Source organism: Geminicoccus sp., from assembly GCF_035556675.1.
Taxonomy (GTDB): domain Bacteria; phylum Pseudomonadota; class Alphaproteobacteria; order Geminicoccales; family Geminicoccaceae; genus Geminicoccus.
Map to the genome: position 1 here is coordinate 1 of NZ_DATMFZ010000109.1, position 11,927 is coordinate 11,927.

General features: G+C 69.6%; 9 protein-coding genes, 3 pseudogenes and 1 riboswitch. Of the genes and pseudogenes, 1 reads left to right on the forward strand and 11 read right to left on the reverse strand.

Annotated elements, in window-relative coordinates:
- Window positions 1–418, forward strand: a pseudogene (locus VNS22_RS08805) (hypothetical protein); the annotation flags it as partial.
- A 16-nt stretch (window positions 419–434) separates the two neighbouring features.
- Here VNS22_RS08805 and VNS22_RS08810 read toward each other — a convergent pair.
- The 11 genes and pseudogenes from VNS22_RS08810 to VNS22_RS08860 form a co-directional block, all read right to left on the reverse strand.
- Window positions 435–709, reverse strand: a pseudogene (locus VNS22_RS08810) (IS481 family transposase); the annotation flags it as partial.
- 123 nt (window positions 710–832) lie between these two features.
- Window positions 833–1,537: pseudogene (locus VNS22_RS08815) on the reverse strand (hypothetical protein); the annotation flags it as partial.
- A 324-nt stretch (window positions 1,538–1,861) separates the two neighbouring features.
- Window positions 1,862–2,761, reverse strand: coding sequence for a flagellin (locus tag VNS22_RS08820; protein ID WP_325731637.1), 900 nt, complete (start codon window positions 2,759–2,761; stop codon window positions 1,862–1,864).
- Window positions 2,762–2,775: 14 nt separating this feature from the next.
- On the reverse strand, window positions 2,776–4,644 hold the full coding sequence (flgK, locus tag VNS22_RS08825) for a flagellar hook-associated protein FlgK (RefSeq protein WP_325731639.1): 1,869 nt from the start codon (window positions 4,642–4,644) through the stop codon (window positions 2,776–2,778).
- Window positions 4,645–4,647: 3 nt separating this feature from the next.
- Window positions 4,648–5,079, reverse strand: coding sequence for a hypothetical protein (locus VNS22_RS08830; RefSeq protein ID WP_325731641.1), 432 nt, complete (start codon window positions 5,077–5,079; stop codon window positions 4,648–4,650).
- Window positions 5,079–5,387 (reverse strand): rod-binding protein, encoded by a 309-nt coding sequence (locus VNS22_RS08835; RefSeq protein ID WP_325731643.1) that lies wholly within the window; start codon window positions 5,385–5,387, stop codon window positions 5,079–5,081. Before VNS22_RS08835 ends, VNS22_RS08830 begins: the two co-directional genes overlap by 1 nt.
- Window positions 5,387–6,511 (reverse strand): flagellar basal body P-ring protein FlgI, encoded by a 1,125-nt coding sequence (locus tag VNS22_RS08840; RefSeq protein ID WP_325731645.1) that lies wholly within the window; start codon window positions 6,509–6,511, stop codon window positions 5,387–5,389. The genes VNS22_RS08835 and VNS22_RS08840 overlap by 1 nt, the downstream gene beginning before the upstream one ends.
- 172 nt (window positions 6,512–6,683) lie before the next feature.
- On the reverse strand, window positions 6,684–9,584 hold the full coding sequence (gcvP, locus tag VNS22_RS08845) for an aminomethyl-transferring glycine dehydrogenase (protein ID WP_325731646.1): 2,901 nt from the start codon (window positions 9,582–9,584) through the stop codon (window positions 6,684–6,686).
- Window positions 9,585–9,594: 10 nt separating this feature from the next.
- A complete protein-coding gene (gene gcvH, locus VNS22_RS08850) occupies window positions 9,595–9,969 on the reverse strand; it encodes a glycine cleavage system protein GcvH (RefSeq protein WP_325731648.1) in 375 nt (124 codons plus the stop codon).
- Between the two features lie 4 nt (window positions 9,970–9,973).
- On the reverse strand, window positions 9,974–11,086 hold the full coding sequence (gene gcvT / locus VNS22_RS08855) for a glycine cleavage system aminomethyltransferase GcvT (RefSeq protein ID WP_325731650.1): 1,113 nt from the start codon (window positions 11,084–11,086) through the stop codon (window positions 9,974–9,976).
- Between the two features lie 163 nt (window positions 11,087–11,249).
- Window positions 11,250–11,341, reverse strand: a riboswitch (glycine riboswitch).
- Window positions 11,342–11,403: 62 nt separating this feature from the next.
- On the reverse strand, window positions 11,404–11,927 hold a 524-nt coding region (locus VNS22_RS08860; RefSeq protein WP_325731651.1), incomplete at its 5' end, for a prolyl-tRNA synthetase associated domain-containing protein.

Genomic DNA, 11,927 nt, shown 5'->3' on the forward strand with positions numbered 1-11,927 from the left:
ATCCTGCCCTCGGGCTTGACCCGAGGGTCCACCTCGACATCGCCGAGATGCAGACCGAGGAGGGCGAACTGCGCCTGTTCGTGGCGATCAGCCGTCGGCAGCCGGCTGAGCCGATCTTTCGAGGAGACCGGGCCAGCAGGCACGGCAGGCGACCCCACCAGCGAGGTCGCCTTCGTCTAGCTCGTGGAGAGCGCCGGCAAGATGGAGGCCGCCCGGTTCCTGCGCGCGCTGATCCTGGCCGGGCCCTACCGCATCCACGGTGCCGACCGACCATGGCATCCGGTGCACCAACCGGACCGGTGACCAGTACGCCTTCGTCCACATCTTCGATCGGGTCTATGCGGAGCCTTGCAGCGGCTGTGCTGCTGCTGCCCCGGGGGGATCGCACAGCGATGCTATCGACCACCGCCTGACAAGGTGAACCAGCCCCTTCACTAGGTGTATGGTCCCGGGATGTGGTGTGACGGGTCGAGCCTGAACCGGTTGGGCTCTTTTACCCAGGCTTGGCGGATGAACGCGTAGAGGGTGAGGCCGCGCAGGGTCTTGAGCCAGCGGGCGTGGTTGTAGGCGTCCACAAACAGCTGCAGATGGACCCGGAGCTGTTCATGGCTGTCGTAGTGGAAGCGCTTGACGGTAGCGTCCCCCGGGTCAAGCCCGAGGGCAGGCTCTCAAGCGTGCGATCCATGAGCTCGACCTGGCCGTTGGTCCATCGATGGCCATGATCGGCCAGCAGGCCGATCATCCATCAGCAGCGCCGTCCGGTTCAGAAGAACCGGACGGGCAGGCCATCGCTCCGTCTCCTGCAAGGACCGCCGGCAGGAGCCGGCGGGAGGGGGTGGTTCACCTTGGTCAGTCGGTGCGCGATGCCGTGCTCTGTGCAAACCCGGTCGAAGATGTGGACGAAGGCGTACTGGTCACCGGTCCGATTGGCGAACCGGATGCCGTGGTCGGTCGGCACCGTGTGGATGCGGTAGGGCCCGGCCAGGATCAGGTCGCGCAGGAACTGCGCCGCCTCCATCTTGCCGGCGCTTTCGACAAGGCGGACGAAGGCGAACTTGCTGGTGCGGTCGCCTCCCGGGCCTGCTGGCCCGGTCTCCTTGGGAGATCGGATCAGCCGTCTGCTGACGGCTGATTGCCACGAACAGGCGCAGCTTGCCTTCTTCGGTCTGCACCTCGGTCAGATTGATGTGGACCCTCGGGTCAAGCCCGAGGGCAGGATCCGCCGATCGGGTAGCTGGCGAAGCACTTCTTTTCAGGCTTGTCGCTCTCGATCTCCGGCAGGCGACTGATCCCATCGGGCTTCAGCCCGATCCCCCGGAGGGATGTCCGCACAGCGGACAGGCCGTGCCAAGCAGCGGTGCAAGGACGAGCGGGTCAGGTGCGGGATGGTCGGCTGCAAGCCATGGAGGCAATCGTCCAGCGGCAGCAGGGTGTGTCGGCGGAACGCGACGATGATGGCCTCTTCCTCGGGCGTCAGGACCGTCGAGCGAACCTCTTTCGGCCCTATGGGCGCGTCCGCGGACGCCGACCGCCTTTTGTCGTACGGGCGCTGCCGTGAAGAACCTGGCCCATCGCACCTCCCATCGCCGCATGGTGATCCACTGTACCACCACACTGCGGGACCGCACACCTAGCCGAGCCCACCTGAAGCGGTCACCGCCTGCCGGGCCATCTCCCGAGGGGGGACTGCTGCGGCAATCCGACTGTTGCCGTGGTGCGGTGCCTCCCGGCGAAGCTGGCGGGATCGCCTTCATGGTCGGCGAAGCGCGCAGTCTCCCAGGCCGGAGGGAAGCGGTGATCCGGCCGTGGTTGCCGATAGCCGACCTCTGCTCATGACAATGCGTCGGCCTCGGGTGGGGGCTCAGCGCAGATAGTCGACCAGGGACAGGCTGCTGATCTGGCTGACCAGGAGATAGGATGCCTCGATCGCGACCTTGTCCTGCGCCATGCCGGTCATGGCCGCGGCGATGTCGGTGTCCTCGATCGCGGCGCGGGTCTCGTCCAGATAGAGCACCGTGTCGCGCTGGTGCTCGGTGACGTCCTCCACCCGGCCGGCCACCGCACCGATCCGGCTGCGCAGCTCCACCACGCCGGCGAGCGCCTGCTCCGCCCGGGTCAGCGCGCTCTCAAGCTGCGCCCGGTCGCCCGATCCGTGCGCTGCGACGGCGGTGCCGAGGGCGGCGATCAGCTGCGCGAAGGCCGGGTCATCGGCCCGGGCGGGCAGACCGACCGCCACGTCCCGGTCGAGCCAGACGGTGCGGGACCGCCCGTCGCCGGCATAATAGAGGGTGGGATTGTCGGTGATGAGCGGGGCGGTCGGCAGCGTCACCGGCCTGCGGTCGGTGGCGGTGCCGGCGAACAGGTAGCGCCCGTCCGAGGTGGTGTTCAGGCTGGCTACGACCTCCTCCAGCATCGCCGCGGCCTCGATGTCGAGGGGCATCTCCTGGCCGGTCGGGTCGTTCAGGCGCTGGACCAGCAGGGTGCGCAGCCGCTCCGCCATCGAGACGATGCTGCCCAGCGCCCCGTCCATCACCTGGATCTCGTTGGTGAGGCGCTCGTTCTGAGCGATGAAGCTCCTGGCGCTGGCCAGCTGCTCGCGCGTGCGCAGCAGGAGCCCCGTGTCCTGCGGGATCTCGGCGAAGCTGCGGGTACTCTTGCCGGTCACGACGTCGGTCTCCAGGCCGCGGACGCGCGCGCGGGTGGCGCCCATCATGTCGGCGAGCCTGGTCTGGTGGGCGAAGTCGCCGATGCGTTCGGTCATGTCGAATGGCTCCTTCAGCCGGCGATCCGCAGGAGCTCGCCGAACAGGTCGTCGGTGATCGAGATGATGCGGGCCGAAACGCTGTAGGCCTGCTGGTAGAGGATCAGGCGGGACATCTCCTCGTCGAGATTGACCCCGCTCAGGCTGCCCTGCCGGGTCGCGAGGTCGGTGGCGAGCGCCTGATCGCCGGTGGCGACGCGTTGCGCCTCCGCCGCCGCGGCCGCGGCCAGGCTGGTGATGTCGGCGGCATAGCCGGTCACCGACACGGCATAGGCCGGCAGCCCGCCGCGGGCGATCACGCTGCCCGGCTCGCGCAGGGCCGCGGCGAGCCTGGCAGCGCCGGTTCCGTCACCCTTGCCGCCGAGGCTGGCCACGAGCGGCGGGCCGGCCGCGGCATCCAGCGTGGCGGTGGCCAGGGCGAAGCCGTCGGCGGCGATGTCCGGCCGGATCCTGCCCACGCTGCCGCCCGGCGCATCGACGATCAGGTCGTTCAGGCCGAAATAATGGGAGAAGCCGAAGCTCCAGCCATGGCCGGCGGAATCGCTGGCGGCGACGGCGCTGTCGCCCTCGCCGATCGCGATGCCGAGCGCCGGGTCGCTGCCCGCGAGCACGAGCCGACCCTGGCCGTCCAGGCTGGCGCTGACCGCCCCGCCCGATGCCGCGTTCACCGCCGCCAGTACGTCGCCCACCGAGGCGAAGTCCGCCAGGTCGAGCTGGAAGGCCAGAGCGGTGGTACCGGCACTGCGGTCGACCAGCGCGATCGTGGCGGTGCCCGTGCCGACGAAGCCATCCGTCGGCGCCAGGCCCGTGTGGGTGCCGGAGAGGGTGGCGGGCGGGGGACTGGTGGCGGCATCGTTGTGGGCGGCGTTCAGGCGATGGCGGACCGCCAGCGCCAGTTCGGCCAGCTGGTCGGTCAGCTCCGGCAGCACCCGGTCGCGCGCCTCGATCAGGCCCTGCAGGGTGCCGCCGCGCAGGTTCGAGACGACCGGCACGGCGCCGGCCGCTACCAGCTCCGGCGTCAGGGCGGCGCGGGTGCCGGCACTCACCAGCTCGTCCAAGCGGGCGCCGGTCACCGGCAGGCCGGTGGCCCGGTCGATGTCCTTCGCGGCATAGACAGCGATACGGCCGAACGGCGCGCCGGGCCCGGTCGAGGAGGCCGGCTCGTACACGAGCTGCCGGGGCTCGCCGTCGAGCAGCACCGTGCCGTTGCGGGTGGTGACGTCGACCTGGCCGTCGTCCTGCCAGCCGACCTGGATGTCGATCCGGCCGGCCAGCCGGGCCAGCACCCCGTCGCGGCGATCCGCGAGATCGGCCGAGCCGTTGCCGCGGCTGAACTGCTGGTTGATCGCGGCGAGCTCGGCAATGTCGGTGTTGATCGAGCCGACCACCTGGCCGATCTGGTGGTCCACGTCCGAGCGGATCGTCTCGACGGCGGCGAGGTCGGCCGTCAGGGTCGAGAGCGTCGCCTCGATCCGGCCCAGCACCTCGCTGCGGGCGGCGACCTGGTGGGGTGAGGCGGTCAGCGCGTCCAGCGAGGTCAAGAGGTCGGTCAGCCTCGACGAGATGCCCCGGCCGGTCTGGGCGGGCTCGCCATAGATCGTGTCCTGGATGCGCTGCTGGATCGTCGCCAGCATGTCGCTGCGGCCCAGCCGGATGGCCTGCTCGCGCGCTTGGCTGGCGACGAACTGGTCGGCGATCCGGGTGACGTCCAGGGCCCGCGCACCGGCACCCTGGCCGGCCAGGATCCGGGTCTCCTGCTGCACGACCTTGCGGGTATAGCCCGGCGTGTTGACGTTGCTGACGTTATTGGCGGTGGTGGCGAGTGCGGCCTGGGCGACGCTGAGCCCCGAGGCGGCATTGGCGAGGGTGGCGGCGAGCGACATCGGTCAGATCTGCCGGTCGAAGGCGAGGGCGATGACCTGGCCGCGCATGGGCGTGCGCTCGGGCCCGTGGCGGTACAGCCTGGGCTTGAACGGTGCGGCCTCAAGACTGGCGCCGATATGGCGCATCACCCGCTCGACCACGGCCCGCGCCGCATCCAGGGCGCGCAGGTTGGCGCCGGCGCGCGCCTGGAAGTCGCGGGTGGCATGCTCCAGCTCGGTGCGCAGCGCCGGGTCCAGCCCCGCCAGCAGCTCGGGCTCGCGGCGAAGGGCGCGCAGTTCCGCCTCGTAGGCCTGGCAGAGCACGGTCTTCTCGGTGACCACTTCCTCCAGCCGGTCGAGGCGCATCGCGCGCAGGATCAGGATCTCCTGCTCCATTACCTGCTCGAGCTGGCGCATCAGCATCATCACGACGCTCACCCGTTCCAGAGCTTCCATCACTCCACCTCCTGGGCGCCGAGCATGGCCTGGAGGACCGCATCGGCGACGCCTATGCCGCCGGAGCGGCTGATCAGTTTCGCGTATTCGTCGTTCATGAAGGATCGCCAGGTTTCCTCGGCCTGGCCGCCGGACAGGAGCGAGCCGCCGAGGCCCGTGCTCATGCCCTCCAGCATCCTGGCCAGGAACACGCTCTCGAACTCGCGGGCGGCCTCCTCGGCCGCGGCCCGCTCGCGCAGGGGCGCCGGCTGGCGGGCGGCGGCGGCAGTGTGGAGGGTGTCGAGGAAGGGCAGGCCGACATGCGCCATCACATCACCTCGATCTCGGCCTGCAGCGCACCGGCCGCCTTGATCGCCTGGATGATCCCGATCATGTCGCGCGGGCCCACGCCCATGGCGTTCAGCCCGTCGACCAAGTCCTGCAGGGTGACGGCACCGCTCAGGACCGCCATGCGCCGGCCGCTCTGGTCGTCGACCTGGACGTTGGTCTGCGGGGTGACCACCGTCTCGCCATCGGAGAACGGGGCGGGCTGGCTGACCTGCGGTGTCTCGGTGACCCGCACGGTGAGGTTGCCCTGGGCGATCGCCACCGTGCTGATCCGGACATTCTCGCCGATCACGATGATGCCCTTGGTCTCGTCGACCAGGATGCGGGCGGGCTGGTCCGGATCGATCCTGAGCTGCTCGACCTCGCTCATCAGCAGCGCGATGCGGTCGCGGTAGCCGGCCGGGACCTCCAGCACCACGGTCGCCGGGTCGACCGCCTGGGCACCCACCGTCTTGGACCAGCGGTTGACCGCCGCGGCGATTCGGGTCGCGGTGGTGAAGTCGGGATTGCGCAGCGCCAGGCGGACCGCCTGCAGGTCGGCCAGCGCGAAGGCGACCTCACGCTCGACGATGGCGCCGGACGGGATGCGGGCGCTGGTCGGCACGCCGCGGGTGACCTTCTCCGCCTCACCGCCGACCTCGAAGCCGCCGGTGGTGAGCGCACCCTGGGCCACGGCATAGATCTCGCCGTCCGCACCCATCAGCGGGGTCACCAGCAGCGTGCCGCCGTTCAGCGACTTGGCGTCGCCCAGCGCGCTGACCGCCACGTCGACGCGGCTGCCCTGGCGGGCAAACGGCGGCAGGGTGGCGGTCACCATCACCGCGGCGACGTTCTTGGTGTTGAGCTTGCCGCCGCGGGTCGCCACGCCCAGCCGGTCGAGCATGGCGGTCAGGCTCTCCTGGGTGAAGGCGGAGTTGCGCAGGCTGTCGCCGGTGCTGTTCAGCCCGACCACCAGGCCGTAGCCGACCAGCATGTTGTCGCGGACCCCCTCGAAGTCGGCGACGTCCTTGATGCGCGACTGCGCGGCCTGCGCCGGATCCGGCTGGACCAGCCGGCAGAGCAGGGTGAACAGCAGGAGCAGCGAAAGGGCCAGGCGGTGGAACATGGCGGTCGGTCACCCGAAACAGATCGGTCGCCGCCAAGAACAGCAAAGGCCGGGCCAAGCCAGTGTCCTGGCTCGCTCCCGGCCTGCTGGTCGAATCACCGCTACATGAAGTCGAATGTCCGCCGCACCCGACCCGGCAATTCCTGCCGGGCCGGTGGCAGCACTTGCCGGCCTACTCCGCGGCTTCCTGCCAGTCCTCCATGGGCGGGCAGGAGCAGATCAGGTTGCGGTCGCCGAACACGTTGTCGACCCGCGCCACGGGCGGCCAGTACTTGTCGTCCCACAGGGGATGGCGGCCCGGATGGAACGCGGTTTCCTGGTCGTAGGCATGATTCCAGGCGCGCCCCAGCAGGGCGTTGGGGACGTGCGGCGCGTTGCGCACCGGGTTGTCCTGCAGCGACCAGGTGCCGTCCTCGACCTTCCGGATCTCCTCGCGGATCGCGATCATCGCGTCGCAGAACCGGTCCAGCTCGCGCCGGCTCTCGCTCTCCGTGGGCTCGATCATCAGCGTGTCGACCACCGGGAAGGACATGGTGGGCGCGTGGAAGCCGTAGTCGACCAGCCGCTTGGCCACGTCCTCCGGGGTGATGCCCGAGCTTTCCTTGAGCGGGCGCAGGTCGATGATGCACTCGTGCGCGACCCGGCCCTTGGCGCCGCGGTAGAGCACCGGGAAGTGCGGGTGCAGGCGGTTGGCGACGTAGTTGGCGTTCAGGATCGCGACCCTGGTCGCCTGCGCCAGGCCTTCCACGCCCATCATCCGGATATACATCCAGGAGATCGGCAGGATCGAGGCGGAACCCCAGGGGGCCGCCGAGACGGTGTGGTCGGGCTCGCCGGGCACGGCCGCCGGATTGACCCCTTCCACCACCGGATGGCCCGGCAGGTAGGGCGCCAGATGCGCCTTCACGCCGATCGGCCCCATGCCCGGACCCCCGCCGCCATGCGGGATGCAGAAAGTCTTGTGCAGGTTCATGTGGCTGACGTCGGCACCGAACGTCGCCGGCCGGCACAGGCCGACCATGGCGTTCAGGTTGGCCCCGTCCATGTAGACCTGGCCGCCGGCGTCATGGACCAGCTGGCAGATCTCCCGGATGCCTTCCTCGAACACGCCATGAGTCGAGGGATAGGTGATCATCAGTGCCGCGACCTTGCCCGCGTGCTGGGCGATCTTGGCCTCGAGATCCGGGATCGACACGTTGCCCTGCGCATCACAGGCGACCACCACGATCCGCATGCCGGCCATCGCCGCCGAGGCCGGGTTGGTGCCGTGCGCGGAGGACGGGATCAGGCAGACGTCGCGCTCCAGGTCGCCACGGGCGCGGTGATAGCCGCGGATCGCGAGGAGCCCGGCATATTCGCCCTGGCTGCCGGCATTGGGCTGCAGCGAGACCCGGTCGAAACCGGTGATGGTCGCCAGCCAATGCTCCAGGTCGTCCAGGACCAGCCGGTAGCCTTCCCAGCGGTCCTTCGGCGCGAACGGGTGGATCTGGCCGAACTCCGGCCAAGTGACCGGGATCATCTCCGCCGTCGCGTTGAGCTTCATCGTGCAGGAGCCCAGCGGGATCATCGAGCGGTCGAGGGCGATGTCCTTGGACTGCAGATGGCGCAGGTAGCGCAGCATCTCGGTCTCGCTGTGGTAGAGCGAGAAGGTCGGGTGCTGCAGGTAGGCGGACTGGCGCTGCAGCGGCAGCGGCAGGACGCTGGGCAGGGCCTCGTCCAGCTCGGCTACCGACAGGACGCGGTCGCCGAACAGGCTGAGCACTGCCTCGACGGTCGCCCGGGTCGAGGTCTCGTCGAGCGACAGGCCGATCCGGTCCGGTCCCATGCGCCGCAGGTCGATGTCCTGCGCGTGGGCGGCCGCCACGATCTCTTCCGCCCTGCTTGGCACGTGCAGGGTCAGGGTGTCGAAGAAGGCGCTCGTCTCCACGGTGACGCCAGCCTGGGCGAGACCGCGGGCCAGGATCCTGGTCAGGCGATGGACGCGCTGCGCGATCCGCCGGATGCCTTCCGGCCCGTGATAAACGGCGTAGAAGGCCGCCATCACGGCCAGTAGCACCTGGGCAGTGCAGATGTTGGAGGTGGCCTTCTCGCGGCGGATATGCTGCTCGCGGGTCTGCAGCGCCATGCGCAGCGCGGTGCCGCCGGCGGCATCGCGGGACACGCCGATCAGCCGGCCGGGCATGGAGCGCTTGTACGCATCCTTGGTCGCGAAGAACGCGGCATGCGGCCCGCCGAAGCCCATCGGCACGCCGAAGCGCTGAGCGGAGCCCACCACCACGTCGGCGCCCATCTCGCCGGGCGGGGTCAGGATTGCCAGCGCCAGGAGATCGGAGGCGACGATCGCGAGGCCGCCGCTCTGCTGGATCGCCTCGATCGGCCCGCGCAGGTCGCGCACTTGTCCGGACGAGCCGGGATAGGAGAGCAGGCCGCCGAACAGGTCCGCGGGCACCCCGTCATCAAGCCCGCCGACCACCACCTCGATGCCGAGCGGCTCCGCCCGGGTGCGCAGCACGGCCAGCGTCTGCGGATGGGTGTCGATGTCGACGAAGAAGCGCTTCGACTTGGACTTCGCCACGCGCAGGGCCATGGTCATGGCCTCGGCCGCCGCGGTCGCCTCGTCGAGCATCGAGGCGTTGGCGATCTCCATGCCGGTCAGGTCCTGCACGGCCTGCTGGAAGATCAGCACCGCCTCCAGCCGGCCCTGGCTGACCTCGGCCTGGTACGGCGTATAGGCCGTGTACCAGCCCGGGTTCTCCAGGACGTTGCGCAGGATCACGTTCGGCGTGTGGGTGCCGTAATAGCCCATGCCGATCAGCGAGGTCGTGATCCGGTTCTGCTGCGCATAGCCGCGCAGCTCGGCCAGCGCCTCGTGCTCGTTGGCCGGCGGCTTGATCGCGAACGGCCGCCTGGCCAGGATCGCCGCCGGGATTGTCTCCTCGATCAGCTCATCCAACGTGGTGAGCCCCAGGGTCTGGAGCATCGCCGCCTGCTCGGCCGCATCCGGGCCGATGTGACGGCGCACGAAGGCATTGTGGTCCTCGAGCGCGGCGAGAGGCAGATCCTCGATCGTCATGAACGTGCCTTCAATCCAGCGTGGCGAGGTAGGCGTCGTAGTCGGCCCGGGACATCAGCTCGTCCAGCTCCGACAGGTCCGAGGCCTCGATCCTGCAGAACCAGGCATCGCCCTCGGCGCCCTGATTGACCGAGCCCGGCTCGTCGACGATCGCCTGGTTGGCCGCGACGATCTTGCCGGAGATCGGGGCATAGACCTCGGAAGCGGCCTTGACGCTCTCGACCACCGCCATGTCGCCGCCCTTCTCGACGACCGTGCCGACCTCGGGCAGCTCGACGAACACGACGTCACCCAGCTGCTGCTGGGCGTGGTCGGTGATGCCGACCGTGGCGACGTCGCCCTCGACCTTCACCCATTCATGGTCCTTGGTGTAGCGCGTAGTCATGCGATCAGGCTCCTCGGCGGGCATAGCGGTGCGGGGTGAAGGGCAGCTTGACGACGGTGGCAGGCAGGGGCTTGCCGCGCACCAGGATATGGACGGCAGTATCGGGTGCCGCCTGGGCAGCGGCGACGTAGCCCATCGCGATCGGGCCGCCGACGCTGGGGCCGAAGCCGCCCGAAGTGACCTTGCCGATCGGCGTGCCGTCGGTCGTGGTGATCTCGGCCCCCTCGCGGGCCGGGGCCTTGCCTTCCGGCCGCAGCCCGACCAGCCGGCGCGCCGGCTTCTCGGCGATCTCGCGCAGGATCCGCTCGGCCCCGGGGAACCCGCCTTCCTCGCGACGGCGCTTGCCGATCGTCCAGGCGAGGTTCGCTTCCACCGGGGAAGTGGTCGTGTCGATGTCGTGGCCGTAGAGGCACAAGCCTGCCTCCAGGCGCAGCGAATCGCGCGCACCCAGGCCGACCGGCTTCACTTCCTCCATGGCGAGCAGGGTGCGGGCGAACTTGACGGCATGATCCGCCGGCACGCTCAGCTCGACCCCGTCCTCGCCGGTATAGCCCAGCCGCGAAATCCGGACCTCGACGCCCTGCACGGTCGTGACCAGGCTTTCCATGAAGCCCAGCCGCTCGACCTCGGGCACGATCCGAGCGATGCAGGCGACCGCCTTCGGCCCCTGCAGGGCCAGGAGCGCCCGGTCGGCCAGATGAGTGACCTGGTGCTCCGGCTCGAGCCCTGCCTTCAGATGCGTAAGGTCGGCCTCGGTGCCGCCGGCATTCACCACGACGAACAGCCGGTCCGGCGCGTCCCTGGTGATGATCAGATCGTCCAGGATGCCGCCGTCCTCGGCAGTCAGCACCGTGTAGCGCGCCTTGCCTTCGCCCAGGCCGACGATGTCGGCTGGCACCAGGCGCTCGATCGCCTTGGCCGGATCAGGTCCGGTGATCAGGATCTGGCCCATGTGCGACACGTCGAACAGCCCGGCGGCCGAGCGGGTGTGCAGGTGCTCGGTCAGGATCCCAGTGGGATACTGGACCGGCATGTCCCAGCCGGCGAACGGCACCATGCGGGCACCCAGCTCGCGATGCAGGCCGTTCAGCGGCGTGGTCTTGGTGGAATCGGGCAACAGGACCTCCGGCAGACGCAGAACCGAGCCGGACCTCCGGATCGGTTGCGCCCCCTCTGTCCCGTACCTGAGAGCTTACACGGAGCCTCGCCCGGTCTTACCCGGCCAAAGCCACGCTCCCCTTCGGTGGGCCGCGTCGATGCGGCCTCTCTCCAGAGCGCCTGTGTCCCCTGCGGTCCTTCTGCCTGAGAGTTTCCGGGGCGGTTGCTCCTTCGGCGCCGCGCCTCGCGGCACGGTCTCTCCCGCAGACACAAAATCGGCGTGGCCCTGAGCGTAGTCTGCCACCCGGGCGAATCAAGCCTTCCCGTGGGGCATCGTCACGCTTCCGGCGCGTCGCTCACCTCGTCCAGGTCCAGGATGATCGGCCGGTACCCCCAGTGGGTCAGCAGCCGGGTCAGCTCCGCGCTGCCGATCGACACGGTCGCCTCGTTGGTGAGCGGGTGGTAGTTCAGGATCTCGTGGCGCAGCATCTTGGCGTCCAGCACCGGCTGCACCTTGCGCTCGACGTCGTTGATCAGCGCGAACGGGGTGACCGAGCCCGGCGTGACGCCCAGCGTCGCCAGGAGCAGTTCGGCATTGCCGAACGAGAGGCGCGCTGCACCCAGACGCCTCGCCAGGGCGTTGATCCGCACCTCCTGGCTGTCCAGGCAGACCACCAGGAACAGCTGGCCCTTCTTGTCCTTGAGGAACAGGTTCTTGCAGTGGCCGCCCGGCAGGTGCGCGGTATGGGCTTGGGCCTCCTCCACCGTGTAGACCGGCGGGTGCTCGTGGGTGGCCGCCACGATGCCGAGCTCGGCCAGGAGGCCCATCAACTGGTCGCGCGCGCTCATCGATGACTTCC